This is a genomic window from Amycolatopsis azurea DSM 43854 (assembly GCF_001995215.1).
GTDB classification, from domain to species: Bacteria; Actinomycetota; Actinomycetes; order Mycobacteriales; family Pseudonocardiaceae; genus Amycolatopsis; species Amycolatopsis azurea.
Genome location: NZ_MUXN01000004.1, coordinates 14927 through 32191 on the forward strand (window position 1 = coordinate 14927; position 17265 = coordinate 32191).

14 protein-coding genes are annotated in these 17265 nt (G+C 69.2%); 9 read left to right on the forward strand and 5 right to left on the reverse strand.

Features of this window, described 5'->3' with window-relative positions; genetic code table 11:
* Positions 1–19: 19 nt before the first annotated feature.
* The gene (ahcY, locus tag B0293_RS06505; protein WP_005150785.1) at positions 20–1492 is read left to right on the forward strand and encodes an adenosylhomocysteinase; all 1473 of its coding nucleotides are present in this window, start codon (positions 20–22) and stop codon (positions 1490–1492) included.
* Positions 1493–1562: 70 nt separating this feature from the next.
* Here the strand turns inward: ahcY and B0293_RS06510 are convergent, their stop codons facing one another.
* Positions 1563–2597 carry a hypothetical protein gene (locus B0293_RS06510; RefSeq protein WP_052014250.1) on the reverse strand — a complete coding sequence of 345 codons (1035 nt, stop codon included), beginning with the start codon at positions 2595–2597 and terminating at the stop codon, positions 1563–1565.
* A gap of 250 nt (positions 2598–2847) precedes the next feature.
* Between B0293_RS06510 and B0293_RS06515 the strand changes: the two genes are divergently transcribed.
* The 3 genes from B0293_RS06515 to B0293_RS06525 all read left to right on the forward strand — a co-directional run bounded on the left by B0293_RS06515 (position 2848) and on the right by B0293_RS06525 (position 4895).
* Positions 2848–3417, forward strand: coding sequence for a papain-like cysteine protease family protein (locus B0293_RS06515; RefSeq protein ID WP_039915291.1), 570 nt, complete (start codon positions 2848–2850; stop codon positions 3415–3417).
* Entirely contained in the window at positions 3414–4181 is a 768-nt protein-coding gene (locus B0293_RS06520) for a hypothetical protein (protein ID WP_005150781.1), read from the forward strand. Before B0293_RS06515 ends, B0293_RS06520 begins: the two co-directional genes overlap by 4 nt.
* Positions 4182–4265: 84 nt before the next feature.
* Positions 4266–4895, forward strand: a complete 630-nt coding sequence (locus B0293_RS06525; RefSeq protein WP_005150779.1) for a dTMP kinase — start codon at positions 4266–4268, stop codon at positions 4893–4895.
* Here the strand turns inward: B0293_RS06525 and B0293_RS06530 are convergent.
* From B0293_RS06530 to B0293_RS06545, 4 genes are all read right to left on the reverse strand, one after another.
* The gene (locus tag B0293_RS06530) at positions 4892–6019 is read right to left on the reverse strand and encodes an aromatic ring-hydroxylating oxygenase subunit alpha (RefSeq protein WP_005150777.1); all 1128 of its coding nucleotides are present in this window, start codon (positions 6017–6019) and stop codon (positions 4892–4894) included. The genes B0293_RS06525 and B0293_RS06530 overlap by 4 nt on opposite strands.
* The gene (gene solA, locus B0293_RS06535) at positions 6016–7161 is read right to left on the reverse strand and encodes an N-methyl-L-tryptophan oxidase (RefSeq protein WP_005150772.1); all 1146 of its coding nucleotides are present in this window, start codon (positions 7159–7161) and stop codon (positions 6016–6018) included. The genes B0293_RS06530 and solA overlap by 4 nt, the downstream gene beginning before the upstream one ends.
* Positions 7158–9596: a GcvT family protein gene (locus tag B0293_RS06540; RefSeq protein ID WP_039915286.1), complete on the reverse strand. Its 2439-nt coding sequence runs from the start codon at positions 9594–9596 to the stop codon at positions 7158–7160. The genes solA and B0293_RS06540 overlap by 4 nt, the downstream gene beginning before the upstream one ends.
* Before the next feature lie 165 nt (positions 9597–9761).
* The gene (locus tag B0293_RS06545) at positions 9762–10547 is read right to left on the reverse strand and encodes an IclR family transcriptional regulator (RefSeq protein WP_039915284.1); all 786 of its coding nucleotides are present in this window, start codon (positions 10545–10547) and stop codon (positions 9762–9764) included.
* A gap of 152 nt (positions 10548–10699) precedes the next feature.
* On the opposite strand from B0293_RS06545, the gene B0293_RS06550 reads away from it, so the two are divergent.
* The 5 genes from B0293_RS06550 (at position 10700) to B0293_RS06570 (ending at position 16386) form a co-directional block, all read left to right on the forward strand.
* Positions 10700–11017, forward strand: coding sequence for a bifunctional 3-phenylpropionate/cinnamic acid dioxygenase ferredoxin subunit (locus B0293_RS06550; protein WP_005150764.1), 318 nt, complete (start codon positions 10700–10702; stop codon positions 11015–11017).
* Positions 11014–12150 carry an NAD(P)/FAD-dependent oxidoreductase gene (locus B0293_RS06555; protein ID WP_005150762.1) on the forward strand — a complete coding sequence of 379 codons (1137 nt, stop codon included), beginning with the start codon at positions 11014–11016 and terminating at the stop codon, positions 12148–12150. The genes B0293_RS06550 and B0293_RS06555 overlap by 4 nt, the downstream gene beginning before the upstream one ends.
* A gap of 111 nt (positions 12151–12261) precedes the next feature.
* A complete protein-coding gene (gene mtrA / locus B0293_RS06560; protein WP_005150760.1) occupies positions 12262–12939 on the forward strand; it encodes an MtrAB system response regulator MtrA in 678 nt (225 codons plus the stop codon).
* Positions 12940–12982: 43 nt separating this feature from the next.
* Entirely contained in the window at positions 12983–14665 is a 1683-nt protein-coding gene (gene mtrB, locus B0293_RS06565) for an MtrAB system histidine kinase MtrB (protein ID WP_209437242.1), read from the forward strand.
* On the forward strand, positions 14662–16386 hold the full coding sequence (locus B0293_RS06570; RefSeq protein WP_005150755.1) for an LpqB family beta-propeller domain-containing protein: 1725 nt from the start codon (positions 14662–14664) through the stop codon (positions 16384–16386). Before mtrB ends, B0293_RS06570 begins: the two co-directional genes overlap by 4 nt.
* Positions 16387–17265 lie beyond the last annotated feature (879 nt).

Genomic DNA, 17265 nt, shown 5'->3' on the forward strand with positions numbered 1-17265 from the left:
CCTTGGAGGAAGCGCGCATATGACCCCCGAAAGCGTTGCCAAGCGGCACGACACCCGCAACGGCATCGAGTTCGCCGTCGCCGATCTCGAGGCCGCCGAGTTCGGCCGCAAGGAGATCCGCCTCGCCGAGCACGAGATGCCGGGCCTGATGGCGCTGCGCCGCGAGTACGCCGAGGTGTATCCCCTGCGGGGAGCCCGGGTTTCGGGCTCGCTCCACATGACGGTACAGACCGCGGTCCTGATCGAAACCCTCGTCGCGCTGGGCGCGGAGGTTCGCTGGGCCTCGTGCAACATCTTCTCCACGCAGGATCACGCCGCCGCGGCGATCGTCGTCGGCCCGCACGGCACGCCCGAGGAGCCCAAGGGGGTGCCGGTGTTCGCCTGGAAGGGCGAGTCGCTGGAGGAGTACTGGTGGTGCACCGAGCGGATGCTCACCTGGGACGGCGAGGGCCCGAACATGATCCTCGACGACGGCGGCGACGCCACCATGCTGGTGCACAAGGGAACCGAGTTCGAGAAGGCCGGTGTCGTCCCTTCCCCTGACGAGGACACTTCGGACGAGTTCCGCGTCTTCCTCCAGCTGCTGAGCGCTTCCGTCGCGGCCGACACCGGCAAATGGACCAAGATCGGCGAAGGCGTCCGCGGTGTCACCGAGGAGACCACGACCGGCGTGCTGCGGCTCTACCAGCTCGCCGCGGCGGGTGAGCTGCTGTTCCCGGCGATCAACGTGAACGACGCCGTGACGAAGTCGAAGTTCGACAACCGCTACGGCATCCGGCATTCGCTGATCGACGGCATCAACCGCGGCACCGACGTCCTCATCGGCGGCAAGGTCGCGGTCGTCTGCGGCTACGGCGACGTCGGCAAGGGCGCCGCGGAATCGCTGCGCGGCCAGGGCGCGCGGGTGATCGTCACCGAGATCGACCCGATCTGCGCGCTCCAGGCGGCGATGGACGGCTACCAGGTCAAGAAGCTGGAGAACGTCCTTCCCGAGGCCGACATCATCATCACGACCACCGGCAACAAGGACGTCGTGCTCGTCGAGCACATGGCGCGGATGAAGCACCAGGCGATCCTCGGCAACATCGGCCACTTCGACAACGAGCTCGACATGGCGGGTCTCCAGCGCTACCCGGGCATCCGGCGCATCAATATCAAGCCGCAGGTCGACGAGTGGGTTTTCCCCGACGGCAAGAGCATCATCGTGCTGTCCGAGGGCCGCCTGCTGAACCTGGGCAACGCGACCGGGCACCCGTCGTTCGTGATGTCGAACAGCTTCTCCAACCAGGTGATCGCGCAGATCGAGCTGTTCACCAAGCACGAGGAGTACGACAAGGAGGTTTTCCGCCTCCCGAAGAAGCTCGACGAGAAGGTCGCGAAGATCCACCTCGACGCGCTCGGCGGTGAGCTCACGAAGCTGACCAAGGAGCAGGCCGAGTACATCGACGTGGACGTCGAAGGTCCGTTCAAGACGGACCACTACCGGTACTGAGAGTGCTGGGGTGGTCGTGAGTGGCGATTCGGGTTCTAACCCGAATCGCCACTCACGACCCACGTGAGCGCTACTCCCACTCGACCTCGATGCCGGCCAGCCCCGGCCCGGCGTCGCTGAAGAAACCGCTGGTCACGCCGCCCATGTCGCAGGGCAGCTCCTCGGACTCGACGGGCACGGCGTCGTCGCGCGTCCGGAACTGCCGCGTGCAGCGGGCGGGCAGCGAGCCGAGCGCGAACTGCAGCTGCACCAGGTAGCTCGAACACTGGTCCCGCAGCATCCGGAAGTACCCGGGGGACGCGGCGCCGGAGTCGTCGCGGACCTCGAAGCAGAACACGTGGATCTCGCCCTCGGCGAGCTTCCGGTCGAAGAGCAGTTCGGTGGCCATCGTCTCGGCCTCGGCGTTGCGCCGGATCCGGCCGACGCGGCAGCCCTCGGCGGTGTTGAGCTCGACGTCGCCGATGTCGCAGCCGGGGTCGCCGTTGTAGACGGTGACGTACCGGTCCGGGCCGTGCCGCCGCGCCCGGCACACCAGCCGGGTGTGCAGGGCGACCTGCCGGTGCGCCGCGTCGAAGGTGATCGTGTCGTGCACCGACAGCATTTCGAGGTCGGCGTTGTAGCGGTTGGCCGACGGATACGCGCCCAGTTCGGCCAGCAGCTGGTCGACGATCGAGCCCATGTCGCCGGACCGGATGTCGTGGAACGACGCGGCCATCTGGTGCCCGCGCGTCCGCGTCGTCCGCGGCCCGATCAGCACGACGAGCGCGTCCGCCGGCAGTTGCAGCACCGATTCCAGCGCGCGGACCGCGGGGAGTGCCTTGGGTACCTCCGGCTGGCGCAATCCACGCTGCCAGTAGCTCAACGTCGACTGTCCGATTTGGACACCGCGGAGCCCGAGGTGGGCGCGGAGCCGGGCCAGGGAGAGGCCGCGGTACGCGATCGCCTGCCGGAGCGCGTGGTGGAACTCGCCGCTGCGAAGAGCCTCGACGAGCTCCTTGGGCAGGGATTCGAGCGGTTGACGGCGCGTGCCATCGATGATCGTCGGGGTGTCAACGTTCGAGGCAAGCTTTCCCGCCGAGAACGCATCGGCACCGTCTCGTGTCACCGCTCGTCCCTTCACCAGACCAGTGTGTGCGCTGAGCGTGAACACCGCGGAACGTTCACGTTAGCAGCGCACTGTGAACACTACGTCCCCCGTTCGGGGTGGTTGACCCCGGAAGAGTGACCGTTCCGGGGTGTGGAAACGCCCCGGAACGGTCCGTTCCGCCGAGTGCCCATCTTGCTCTGTGTGAGCCTGCTGTTCACCGTTGTGACCACATTGGTTCGCCATGGTGACCAGGAGGCCCGTCGTGCCTGTGTTCTCGAGGAGGGTTTGCGCCGCCGGCGCCGCGAGTCTCGTGGCGTGGCTGGCGATCCAGACCCCGGCGAGCGCGCTGCCCCAGCCGCCTGCCCGCCAGGACACCATCGCGATGCAGGTGCAGGAGAAGTCCCAGTGGTGCTGGGTGGCTTCCGGCAACACCATCGCGGCACACCACGGTGTGACCGTCACTCAGAACGAATTCTGCCGGATCGCCCACAACGAGCGACGCCGGGAGTGCGCCGACGAGCCGGGAACGCTGGGTGACGTCCGGCGCGCCTTCGGCAAGCTGGGCTTCTCGGCCCCGGGGAACTACCTCAAGGGACGCATTTCCTTCGCCGACGTCCAGGCGCAGACCGGGGCCGGGCGCCCGGTGCAGACCAGGGTCGGCTGGGCCGCGGGCGGTGGCCACATGCACGTCCTCTACGGCCACGACGCCGGCCGGAAGTGGGTCTCGTGGGGGGATCCACTGCCCGCCGGGAACCGCTACAACTGGTCGACCTACGACTTCTACGCCGGGAACAAGTCCTTCACCTGGACCCACACGCTCACCGGGATCCGGCGATGAGCGCGCGGCGGTTCCTCGGGCTCGCCGGGCTGGTCGCGGTCTCGTTGCTGATCTCGGCGCCCGGAGCCCGCGCGGACAGCCTCTCGAGTGAAGATCTCGCGGCCGCGAAGGCCGCTGCCGACGACCCCACGCTGCGTGCCGAAATCGGTCGCTTCCTCACACAGACGGGTGGTTCGGGCCGGACGCCGTCGGTCAGCGTCGTCGACGAATCCTTCCCGGTTTACGAGCTTTCGAGGGACTTCGTCGCCGGTGGCGGCGCGGTCGCCGGGCAGCTCGCCTACGTCGCCGTCCCGGTGACGGCTTCCGACGGGCAGACCGCGACCGTCTGGACCGTCCGCGGCGACGACGGCGCCTGGCGCGTCGGCAACATCGCGTCGGGTGACCGGGAAAGCGCGCTGGCCCGGCGGCTGCCCGCCGGTGCGACCCTGCTCCACGAACCCCAGGTCGACGCCTGGTACGCGCTGCGCGACGGCCGGGTGACGCTGCTCGACTCGGGCGCGAGCGGTTACGCGGCCGGTGCCACGACCTCCCTCGCGGAGTACCAGAAGACGGTCTCCGGCCGGTACGGCGCCATGCTCGCGAACTCGCCGTACGCCCAGGAGGGCAAGGCCGGTGGCTACAACGCCCAAGTGATGCCTCGCGGCGACGGCGGCCCCGCGCCGGACGCGCAGGACACCGGGTTCGTCCCGCTGCTGATCTTCGGCGGCCTGCTGCTGATCTGCGTCGCCGGCTTCTTCCTGCACTCGAAGAGGCGCGTCCCCTAGCGGACCGGTGGGCTGGACGTGAGCTGACCCGTCCGGCCCGCCGGTCGACCATCGCGCCTTATCCTTTGCCGCGTGGGTCGACTCGTGGTTATCGAAGGTCTGGACGGTGCGGGCAAGCGCACCCTCGCCGACGCGCTGACCGGCGCGCTGAACGCCGCCGGGGCGAGCGTCGCGTCCATCGCGTTTCCGCGCTACGGCGAAAGCGTGCACGCCGACCTGGTGAAGGAAGCGCTGCACCGAGGGCACGGCGACCTCATCGACTCCGTGTACGGCATGGCGTTGCTGTACGCGCTCGACCGGCGGGGAGCGGCAGGCGAGATCCGCGCCCGTCTCGGCGATCACGACGTCGTGCTGCTCGACAGGTACGTCGCGTCGAACGCGGCGTACGGCGCCGCCCGGCTCCACCAGGGCGCGGACGGCGAGTTCGTGCGCTGGCTCCGGGAACAGGAGATCGACCGGTTCGGCTTGCCGGTGCCCGCCGCGCATCTGCTGCTCCGGGTCACCGCCGACGTCGCCGCCGACCGCGCGCAGCGCCGCGCGGCGAGCGACGCCGACCGCGCGCGGGACTCCTTCGAGACCGACGACGCGCTCCAGAAGCGGTGCTCGGTGGTCTACGACGAACTCGCCGCGACGGGCTGGCTCGCGCCCTGGCACGTTCTCGACGGTGTCGCCGGTGTCGACACCACGGCGCTCGCGACCTCCCTCCTCCTCTAAACGCGGTCTTCCAGATGAGTGCGCAGCCAGGCGTGGAACTCGCCGATGTGGTGCTCGGACGGCATCAGCACCCCTCCGGCGCGGTAGGCCCGGGACGCCATCGCGGGCTGGCAGCGTTCGCAGGCGTCGAAGTCCTGCTCGTTGACGCGGTGGAACAACTCCACCGAACGTGACACGTCCCGCCCTGTCGCCACGACGTCGGCCGAATAGAGCCAGTCGCATTCGACGACCGTCCGGTCCGGTGCGAGCGGGTACATCCGGTGGAAGATCACGTGGTCCGGCACCAGGTTCACGAACACCTGCGGCCGGATGGTGATCGCGTAGTACCGCCTGTCCTGTTCGTTCGCGACGCCGTCGAGCCGCTCGAAACCCGAACCGCCGTCGATGGTGAACCCCTCGACGTCCTCGCCGAATTCGGCGCCGTGCCCGACGTAGTACTGCGCCGCGTACCCGTCCGCGAACTCCGGCAGCACCTCGGTCAGCTCGGGATGGATGGTCGCGCAGTGGTAGCACTCCATGAAGTTCTCGACGATCAGTTTCCAGTTCGCCTTGACGTCGTAGGTGATCCGGCGCCCGACCGAGAGCTCGTCGAGGCCGTAGTGCCCGATCGACTCCAGATCGCCCAGCCGTTCCCGCACCGCGCCTTCGACGTCGTCCTCGAACGACGGCGGGTCCGCGGCGAGGCAGACCCACGCGTAACCCAGCCATTCCCGCAGGTGCACGGTGTGCAGGCCGTACTCGGCGCGGTCGATGCCGGGGAGGTTCGCCAGGTTCGGCGCCGCGATCAGTTTCCCGTCGAGCCCGTAGGTCCACGCGTGGTACGGACACTGGAACGCGCGCTTCACCGTACCCGTCTCTTCCGTGCACAGCCGGGCGCCGCGATGACGGCAGACGTTGAGGAACGCCCGCAGCCCGCCGTCCCTGCCCCGGCCGACGAGCACGCTCTCGCGTCCGATTTGGACGGTCCGGTAGTCGCCGGCCGACGGCAGGTCCGCCGAGCGCACGGCGCAGAACCACTGTCGTTCGAAGATCTTTTCCTGCTCCGCCGCGAAGATCGCGGGATCGGTGTAGTAGCCGCCGCCCAGGGTCGGGATCAGGCTGGAGGACTGTCCGGTCAGAGTCATCTCTTCGCTCCCGTCAGCCGGGCGGGGTCGAACAGGGCGATCGGATGCTCGGTGGTGCCGTCCACCACCAGATCGGCGAGCACTTCGCCGACCACCGGGACGAACTTGAAGCCGTGCCCGGAGAAGCCGCAGGCGACCACCACGCGTTCGTGCGCGGGATGCCGGGAGAGGACGAAATGCTCGTCGGGGGTGTTGGTGTACATGCAGGTCGCCCCGCGCAGGAACGCGCCGGGCAGCGACGGCATCTTCCGCCCGACGAACTCCGAGATCTCGCCGACCTCCTCCGCGTGCACCGTCCGGTCGATGGTCTCCGGCGTGCAGGTCTCGCCGCCGCGGAAGAACGCGACCTTCACGCTCCCGGCGTCGTCGTGGGAGGGGAAGCCGTAGAACTGACGGCCGGTTTCGCCTTCCCAGACGTAGATCGGATGCCGCTCGGCGCGGAACTCCTCCGCCCCGTCCGAAGGTGCGAACCAGTACTGGACCTGACGTTCGATCGTGAACTCGACGCCGAGTTCGGCGAGCAGCCCCGGTGCCCAGGCGCCGGGGCAGATCACCAGCTGTTCCGCGGTGTAGAAGCTCTCGGACGTCCCGACCCGGACCCCGGTGGACGTCTGCCGCCACGACAGGACCTTCTCCTCGTGGTGCAGATCCGCCCCGGCCCGCGCGGCGAGCTGGAGATGCGCCGCCACGCTGCCTTCCGGCACCACGAAGCCGGCGTTCTCCTCGTACAGCGCGATCTCGTGGTCCGCCGGGTTCATCGTCGGGAACCGGCGCCGGATCTCCGCGGCGTCCAGGAGTTCGTGCGGCAGCTCCCATTCCCGCGCGCTGGCCAGGCTGCCCGACACCGTCCGCGAATCGGGGCCGCCGAGCATGATCCCGCCGCAGCGGGTGAAGATCCTCCGGCCCGAGTCCCGTTCGACGCCGCCCCACAGTTCGTGTGCCCGCAGCAGGAGCGGGACGTACGCGGGATCCTCGAAGTACGCCTGCCGGGTGATCCGCGAGCCGCCGTGGCTGGACCCGAGGTTGTGCACCGGCGCGAACTGGTCGATGCCCAGCACGCGCTGTCCCCGCCGGGCGAGCCGGTACGCGGCCGCGCTGCCCATCCCGCCGAGGCCGACGACGATGACGTCGTAGTGGGTCATGCGGCGCTCCTGATCCGGGTCATCCCGGGGTCGAACAGCGGTTCACTCGCCACGACGGCGGGGATCCGCTCGCCGAAGTACTCTATCTCCAGCGGCCTGCCCGGCTGGGTGAACTCCACCGGAAGCCAGGCGTACGCGATGTTCTTGCCGACGGTGTAGCCGTACGCGGCGCTGGTGACGTATCCGGCGGGACGGCCGTCGGCGTACACGGGTTCCTTGCCCAGCACCACCGCGTACGGATCGTCGACGGTCAGGCAGGTCAGCTTCCGGGTGACGGTCTCCGCCGACCGGCCCGCCAGCGCGTCCCGCCCGATGAAGTAGCCCTTGTCCATCCGCACGGCGAATCCGAGACCGGCCTCGTACGGGTCGTGTTCGGCGGTGACGTCCGTGCCCCACAGCCGGTACCCCTTTTCCAAGCGCATGCTGGAGAAGGCGTCCCGCCCGGCGGCGATGATCCCGTGTCGCTGCCCGGCTTCCCAGAGCGTGTCCCACAGTTCGCGGCCGAGATCGGCGCTCGTGTACAGCTCCCAGCCGAGTTCGCCCACATAGGACAGTCGCATGGCGGTGACCGGTACCAGGCCGACGTATACCGGTTTCGTCTTGAAGTACCCCATCGCCTTGTGCGAGAAGTCCGTTGTGGACAGTGGTTGCAACACCGCCCTGGCGAGCGGCCCCCAGAGTCCGACGCAGCAGGTGCCCGGTGTGGTTTCGTGGATCTGCGCGGCGCCGTCACCGGGGAGGTGCCGTCGCAGCCAGTCGATGTCGATGGCGCTGTTGACGCCCACCTGGAACCGTTCGGCGCCGAGCCGGGCGACGGTCAGATCGCTGCGCACGCCGCCGTCTTCGTCGAGCAGCAGCGTGTAGGTGACCGAGCCGGGTTTCTTGTCGAGCTGGTTCGTGGTCATCGTCTGGAGGAACGGCAACGCACCCGGACCGGTGACCTCCACGCGTTTCAGCGCCGTCATGTCGAACATCGCGACCCGCTGCCGCGCGACCAGTGCTTCGGCGCCGCCGATCGGGGACCAGTATCGCGCGGCCCAGTCGTTGCGCTCCGGGACGAGGCCGGCTTCCGGGAGGTTCGCGTTCGCCTCGTACCAGTGCGGCCGTTCCCAGCCGCTCGCTTCGAGGAAGTACGCGCCGAGCGCCGCCTGCCGTTCGTGGAAGGGACTCGTCCGCAGCGGCCGCGGTTCTTCCATGGGCTGCAAGGGATGGACGACGTCGTAGACCTCGGCGAAGCTCTGGCAGCTGCGCGCCATGACGTAGTCCGGGGCCAGCTGCACGCGTTCGAACCGGGCGAGGTCGCAGCCGTGCAGATCGGCGCCGGGCTGCCCGTCGACCAGCCAGCGCGCCATCGCCCGCGCGACCCCGGCCGAATGCGTGATCCAGACGGCTTCGGCGACCCAGAACCCGTCGAGATCCGGGTGCTCGCCCAGGAGCGGCATCCCGTCCGGGGTGAAGGAGAACAGGCCGTTGATGCCCTCTTCGACCTTGGTCTCGCCCAGCGAGGGGAGCAGGTCGACGGCGGCGGCCCAGGACTCCTCGAAGTCCGCGGGCGTGAACGCGAGTTCCGACGGCATGCCCTCGCCGGCGCCGATCTCCCGGGGAGGCAACGGCATCGGCCGGTGCCCGTACGCGCCGATGCCGATCCGGTCGGTGTGCTCGCGGAAGTAGAGATCGGCGTCCTGATGCCGCAGGATCGGCCGGGTGGCCTCTTCGGTCACCCCGGCGAGTGACGGCAGGGGACTGGTGCGCGCGTACTGGTGCGCCATCGGGACCAGCGGGATCGCGAGGTCCACCAGTTCGCCGAGCAGCGGTCCCCACATCCCGGCACACGAGACCACGACGTCCGCGCGGAAACTCCCGGTCTCGGTGGTGACGCCGGTGACCCGGCCGCCCGCCCGTTCGACCCCGACGACCTTCTGGCGCGGCAGGAACCTGGCGCCGCGCCCGATCGCGCGGCGGGCCTGCGCCTCGGCGGCCCGCAAGGGTTTGGCCAGGCCGTCGGAGGGGATGTGGAACCCGCCGAGCACCTTGGCCGGGTCGAGCATCGGATGCAGTGCCGCGCATTCGCCCGGCTCGATCAGCCTGCTTTCGATCCCGGACGCGGTCGCCCAGCCGTGCCGCCGCTTGAGATCGGCCAGCCGTTCGGGAGTCGTGGCCACCTCCAGCCCGCCGACCTGCCGGAAACACGGGCTCCCGTCGAGGTCGAGCGCGCCGTATTTGGCGACGGTGTACCGGGCGAATCCGGTCATCGTCCGGCAGGTGTTGGTCTGGAAGACCAGGCCGGGCGCGTGCGAGCTGGAGCCGCCGGTGGCGAACAGGTCGCCCTGGTCCAGCACGGTGAGGTCGGTCCAGCCACGTTCGGTGAGCTCGTCGGCGAGCGCGCAGCCGACGATTCCGGCGCCGATCACGACGACGCGGGGTCCAGGGGGCATGGTGCGGGGAACCTCCTGCCTGCCCGTGAAGTCCACAAAGGACACGGGCATCGGGGTGACAGGCGCTGTTGCGGATGAGGCACGTTGTTCCGTCTTCAGCAACAAAGTGCGGCACGTGCGGGCGCGCTGTCAAGAGCCCGAAAAGGTCCCCTGGTTCAAGGGGCGCTACTCCGCGAAGTACCCCAGCTGCGCCGAAAGATCGGCGGAGGCCTCGGCGAGCGGCCGCACGATCTGCCGCACCCGCTGCTTCGAAAGCCGGTACGACGGACCGGAGGCGCTCATCGCCGCGACGACGTCGCCGCCGGGGCCGAGCACCGGCACCGCGACCGCGTGCATCCCCAGCTCCAGCTCCTCGAAGCAGGCCGCGTACCCGTCCTCCGCGACCCGCCGCAGTTCCGCGCTCAGCTCGTCCGGATCGACCGTGGTCCGCGGTGTGAACTGTTCGAGTTTCCGCCGGAGCAAGCGTTTGCGCTCGCCGTCGCCCATATGCGCGAGCAGCACCTTCCCGCTGGACGTCGCGTGCAGGGGCGTGCGCTGGCCGGTCCAGTTCTGCGTGGTGATCGCGGCCGAACCGCGGGCCTGGCTGACGTTGATCGCCACCCCGTCGTCGGCGATCGCGATGTTGACCGTCTCGCCGAGCGTCTCCGCCAGGCCCTGGCAGGTCTGCCTGCCGAGTTTCGCCAGGTCCATCCGGCCGGTGGCGGCACCCGCCAGCCGGACGATCCCGAAGCCGATCGCGTACTTGCCGCGTTCCCCGAGCTGCACGACGAGGCCACGGTTCTCCAGGACACTCAGCAGCCGGGAAGCCGTCGACTTGTGCACGCCGAGTTCGCCCGCGATCTCGGTGATCCCCGTTTCCCCGTTGCGTGCCAGCAGCTCCAGCACGCTGATCGCGCGATCGACGGACTGCACCTGACTGGGCGTTGCGTTCCCCGCGTCCTGGTTCCGCATGACGCAACAGTAGCCGTTTCGCCGCGATTCGTTCGGCTGAGTGGGCGAATCCCTTGACGCACCGGTCCCTCGGGCGCGATTGTTGCGCAGAGCACGTTCCGTCTCGTAATACGCAACATCAACAACCGTCGGTCCTTTCCCCGGAGGCCCCGATGATCCGTGCCTGCTCAGTCTCCGAACTTCCCGAGGGTGAGGCTCTCCGCCTCGAAGGTCCCGTACCCGTCTCGGTCTTCCATTCCGAGGGCGGGTATTACGCCCTCGACGACACATGCAGCCATCAGGACGCGTCGCTCGCCGACGGCTGGATCGAGGGCTGCTTCGTCGAATGCCCGTTGCACGCCGCCCGATTCGATCTGCGGACCGGCGTCCCGGACTGCCTGCCCGCGAAGAGCGCCGTGCGCACGTACCCGGTCGTGGTCGCCGACGGGGTGATCTACGTGGACACCGGGGCTCAGCGGGACGTCGCTTGAGAACCGTCGCCGTCGTCGGCACCTCCCTGGCGGGACTCCGTTCGGCGCAGGAGTTGCGCGCGCGGGGATTCGGCGGACGGCTGGTGATGATCGGCGCCGAAGCACCGTACGACCGGCCGCCGTTGTCGAAGGATTTCTTGCTGGGCAAGGTTTCCGCCGATGATCTCGCGCTCGCCGGGCAGGACGGCCTCGATGCGTTGGACGCCGAATGGCATCTCGGGGTCCGCGCCGGAAAGCTCGGCCGCGAAGGTGTGACGCTCACCGACGGCACCACGATCGCCGCCGACGGCTACGTCATCGCGACCGGAGCGGTGGCCAGAACCCTTGGCGCGGCGAGGAATCTGAAAGGCGTTCACACCCTGCGGACACTCGGCGACGCCGTCTCGGTGAAACAGGAGCTGGCCGCGGGCCCCGCTTCGGTGGTCGTCGTCGGCGCGGGATTCATCGGCGCGGAGGTCGCGTCCGCCTGCCGTCTGCTCGGCAACGACGTCACCGTGATCGAGGCGATGCCCGTCCCGCTCGCCCCGGTCCTCGGCGCGCGGATGGGCGCGGTGTGCGGGGAACTGCACGCCGAAAACGATGTCCGGCTGATCGCGGGCGTCGCCGTCGCCGGGTTCGCCGGGACCGATCGCGTCACCGGTGTGCGGCTCGCCGACGGCCGGGAGATCCGCGCCGATCTCGTCGTCGCCGGGGTCGGGTCGCGGCCCGCCACCGAATGGCTGACCGGCTCCGGGCTCGCCGTCGACGACGGGGTGCTGGTCGATTCCGGCTGTGTCACAGCGAATCCCCGAGTGATCGCGGTGGGTGACGTCGCGCGGTACCGCTGCCGTCTGCGCGGCAGGCGTGTCCGGGCGGAACACTGGACGGCGGCGAACGAGCAAGCGGGGGTCGCGGTCGAGAACCTGCTCGCCGGCGCGACCGTCACGCATTTCGCACGACACGGTTACTTTTGGTCCGATCAGTACGGACGGCGGCTCCAATTCGCCGGAGTGGCCACGGAAGACGTGCGGATCGTCGAAGGCGACGTGGCTTCGAAGCGGTTCGTCGCGGCCTATCACCGCGGTGACGTCCTGACCGGTGTCTTCGCGATCGACTCCCCGAGGCCGTTCACCAAGCTCCGACGCGCCCTCTAGGGGCCGAAGACCCTACTCGGATGGAGCAATTTGCCCGATTCGATGATCTTTCTGGTGGTCACATCGCCGGGTCGCGCGCCCGTGCGGGGAAACTAGTGCGAACATAGGTTTATGAAGGCACGTGTTCTGGTCGTCGACGACGACCCTGCTCTCGCGGAGATGCTCACCATCGTGCTGCGTGGGGAGGGGTTCGACACAGCCGTCGTGGCCGACGGCTCACGAGCGCTGCCCGCGCTTCGTGAGCTGAAACCGGACCTGGTCCTCCTCGACCTCATGCTGCCCGGGATGAACGGCATCGACGTCTGCAAGGCGATCCGGGCCGAGTCCGGCGTGCCGATCGTGATGCTCACCGCCAAGAGCGACACCGTCGACATCGTCCTCGGGCTCGAATCGGGGGCCGACGACTACGTGGTCAAGCCCTTCAAGCCGAAGGAACTCGTGGCCCGCGTCCGCGCCCGGATGCGCCGCACCGAGGCCGAGCCCGCCGAGTCGCTGACGATCGGCGATCTCGCGATCGACGTCCCCGGGCACGAGGTGACCCGGGAGGGCAAGGCCATCCCGCTGACCCCGCTGGAGTTCGACCTCCTGGTCGCGCTCGCCCGCAAACCGCGTCAGGTGTTCACCCGCGAGGTCCTCCTCGAACAGGTGTGGGGCTATCGCCACGCCGCCGACACCCGGCTGGTGAACGTGCACGTCCAGCGTCTGCGCTCGAAGGTGGAGAAGGACCCGGAACACCCCGAGGTGGTGTTGACGGTCCGCGGCGTCGGGTACAAGGCCGGCCCGCCGTGATCACCCCATGAGCGGACGCTTGCCACGGCTGGCCCAGACCACGATGCGCCATATCCGGCGCATCGTGGTTTTCGTGCGCCGCAAGATCGTCTCGTTCAACGAGCTGTGGCGGTATTCGCTGCAGTTCCGCGTCACGGTGTCGACGCTGGCGTTGTCGTCGGCCGTGGTGTTCGTGCTGGGCATGGTGCTGCAGAACCAGATCACCGAGCGGCTCATGGAGACCAAGCAGAACGCGGCGATCACGCAGACCAGGGCGGTCGTCGAGACCGCGGCCAGTGAGCTGGTCGGCGTCGGCACCGAAGGCCCGGAAGCGCTGACGGCGCGGATGAACAACGCGCTCAAGAAGATCACCAGCACGACGACGTCGCAGGACGGTGCGGGATCGACCGCGGGCACCTTCGAACCGGTGCTGGCCGCGGGCGGCCGCGACCAGTCGAGCAAGCCGGTGACCGCCGGTCCCTACGACAAGGTGCCGGTCCGGCTGCGCCAGTTCGTGGAAACCGAGCAGCTCAGCTGGCTGATCCACACGGCCACCGACGCCGACGGCGGCAAGACGACGTACCTGATCGTCGGCGCGCCGGTGAGCACGATGATCAACCCGCTCCAGCTCTACCTGCTGTACCCGCTCACCAGCGAGCAGAACACCGTCTCGACCGTGCAGAACACGTTGCTCGTCGGTGGTCTGGTCCTGCTGCTCCTGCTGGCCGGGATCACGAACCTGGTCACCAGGCAGGTGGTCCGGCCGGTCCGGCAGGCCGCCGCGGCGGCGGAACAGTTCGCGGGCGGGGAACTCGACCAGCGTCTCGCCGTGCTCGGCGAGGACGATCTGGCCAAACTCGCCGTCTCCTACAACGAGATGGCCGCGAGCATCCAGCGGCAGATCCGCCAGCTGGAGGATTTCGGCGGCTTGCAGCGCCGGTTCACTTCCGACGTCTCGCACGAACTGCGCACCCCGCTGACCACCGTCCGGATGGCCGCCGACGTGCTGCACGCGTCGCGCGAGCAGTTCCCGGCCGGGCTCGCCCGCTCCACCGAACTGCTGGTCGACGAACTCGACCGGTTCGAGGCACTGCTCGGCGACCTGCTGGAGATCAGCAGGCTCGACGCGGGTGTCGAGGAACTTTCGGCCGAGCTGATCGACGTCCGGCCGATCGCGACCAGGGCCGTCGAACAGGTCCGGGTGATCGCGGGCAACGCGGGCAGTTCGGTCGAGCTGATCCTGCCGGACGAGGAGGCGCCCGCCGAGGTCGACGCGCGCCGCGTCGAGCGGATCCTGCGCAACCTGCTGGCCAACGCGGTGGACCACAGCGAGGGCAACCCGGTGGTGCTGACCCTGGCGGTCAACGAGACCGCCGTCGCCATCACCGTGCGGGACCGGGGAGTCGGGCTCCGCCCCGGCGAGGCGGAACTGGTGTTCAACCGGTTCTGGCGGGCCGACCCGTCCCGCAACCGCCGGACCGGCGGCACCGGTCTCGGCCTCGCGATCAGCCAGGAGGACGCCCGGTTGCACGGCGGCGTCCTCGACGCCTGGGGCGAGACCGGCCACGGCGCCTGCTTCCGGCTCGTCCTGCCGCGGCGGCAGGACACTCCGATGGGGGAGAGCCCGCTGGTCCTGCCCCCGCCCGATCACAAGGCGACCGATACGCACGGCGCGTCGTCAGGACTGCTCGAAGTCCGGCCCGCGCCCGACGCGATCCTCGCCGAGCCCGAGGAGGTGGGCCGGTGAGGCGGCTGCTGACCCTGCTCGGGGTGTTCCTGCTGGTCGCCGGCTGCGCGAACATCCCGCTCGAATCCCAGCCCGTCGCCGTCCCCGGGGACAAACCCGGGCAGACGCCGGTGGACGTCCCCGAACCGGCGGACGGGCTCGACTCGCTGACCGTCATCCGCCAGTTCATCCGCAACTCCGCGACCCCGGGCACGGCGAACGCCGACGCGCGGGTGTACCTCGACGACGACGCCCGGCGCAACTGGAAGCCGTCGCCGGGGCTGACGATCATCGACGACACCTTCGGCACCGTTTACGACACCGGGTCGCCGACCGGGAACCCGGACGAGCAGCTGGTGAACGTCCGGGGGTTCAAACTCGGCAACCTGAGCCCCGACAGCGCGTTCATCCCGGTGAAGGCCGAGTACTCGCAGCAGTTCAAGCTGCGGAAGCAGCAGAACGGCCAGTGGCGGATCGTGGACCCGCCGCAGGAACTCGCCGTCACCGACGCGGACTTCGCGAGGAACTACTTCCGGGTGCCGATCAGCTTCTACTCGCCCGACTCCGGCGCCTTCGTCCCCGACCTCCGCTACGTGGCGGCGAAACCGCAGGCCGGGCTGCCCGGCCGGGTGATGGACCTGGTGCTGCAAGGGCCGTCGGAAGGGCTGAAGGGCGCTGTCAAGGACCTGCTGAACGACCAGGTCACCACCGAGACCAACGTGCGCAGCACCGACGACGGGACACTGGACGTCGCCCTGACCGGGATCGGCGGGGCCAGCCAAGTGGACCGGGCCCTGATCGCGGCGCAGATCATCCTCTCGCTGCAGACGGTGACGCTGAGCCGGATCCGGCTGCTGGCCGACGGCACCGCGCTGGTGCCGGAACACGAGTACTGGCGTGCCAGCGAACTGCCGAACTACAACGTGGACATCGCGCCCGACTCGGAGAAGGGCCTGATGACCGTGAACGGGCGGGTCCGGTCGCTCGCCGACGGTCAGCCGGTCGGCGGGCCCGCGGGCAACGGCGGCTACAAGGTCATCAGCGCCGCTCAGTCCGTCGACGGCAAACGGCTCGCGGTGGTCGAAGAACGCGACGGCAGGCAGTGGCTCCGGGTCGGCGACCTCGGCCGCGAACTCGCCTCGGTGGACCTGTTCGGCGGCAGCCTGAGCCGCCCCACTTGGCGGCCGGTCGCCCGGGGCGGCGGGGTTTCGGGCGAGGTCTGGACGGTCGTCGACCACAACACCGTCGCCAGGGTCACCCTCGCGGCGGACGGCCGCTGGGTGAAGGCCGGCGTCGACGCGACCCTGCTCACCGGGCTCGGCCAGATCACCGAACTGCGCCTTTCGCGGGACGGGTCCCGGCTGGCCGCGGTGGTCAACGGGCAGCTGGTGGTCGCCTCGATCGTGCGGACGGCGGACTCGGTGGCGCTGCGGGCGCCGCGCAAGCTGCAGGAACGCGACCTCAAGGACGTCGTCGATGTCGACTGGGCGACCCAGGACCACCTGATCGCAGCGACCTCGTCGAGCACGCTGCCGGTGGTCAAGGTGCCGCTGGACGGGCAGCGCATGGACGCCTTCAACAGCTCGAACCTGACCCCGCCGGTGCACGGCGTCACCGCGGCGCCGAGCAAACAGAACCTGGTCGCGGACGCGGGCGGGCTCTGGGTCGCCTCCGAACTGGGCGAGGTCTGGCGGCCGCAGGCGCACACCGTCACCGACGCGGACCCATTTTACCCGGGCTGACCGGCTTTGAGGTACATGATGGCCCCCTTCCTTGCGTCTAGCGCAAGGAAGGGGGCCATCACTACCTTCAGGATCGCCACGTCCGTCCCGGACGCACCAGTAGTCACGGCGGCTGCGCGTGAAGGCCCCCTTCCCTCGGCTGAGCCGAGGAAACTCGCCCTTCACGCCCCCGGCCAAGCTCGCTCGGCGGGAGCAAGGGACCTTTAGTATCGGCAGACTTCCTAGCGTCGCTAGCGGGTGTTGGGGTCCGTGAAGGCCCCCTTGAGGGACCCAGAGTCCCTCAAGGAGGCCTTCACGGACTTTTCAAGTACTGGGGCGGCGGTGGTAGGCGGTGGGCTGGGTGGGGTCGTGAGTGGCGCTCGGGACGCACTGCCCTGGCGGGCGGTACAGCACAATCGCCACTCATGACCCCACGGAGCGAACAGCCACTGGCGATCCTGTCTGCTTGCTGTACATGAAGGCCCCCTTCCTTGCGCCTAGCGCAAGGAAGGGGGCCTTCATGTACAGGGGAAGGTGTGAAGGTCGAGTTTCCTCGGCTGAGCCGCGTGAAGGGGGCCTTCACGCGCAGCCGCTGTGGCTGCTGGTGCGCCTGGGGTGAAGGTGGTGATCACCAGGTAGTGAAGGCCTTCTTCGCTACCTTCAGGGTAGGCAAGGAGGCCTTCACGGACTTTCGCGGTATGAGGCCGGACCTGCGAAGCGTCGCGAAGGCGCCCAGTGCGCCGAAGCGCACTTCTCCTTAGTAGTCATCCGCCTTCTTCTCGAATGGCCTCCCAGGCGCGCCACCGAACCCCGGCGCCTTCTCCTCGACTGCGGTCCTGAGCGGTCACCTCACGACGTGAAGTGTCCTAAGCGGACCTCTCACGACACGGCAGGGCCAGG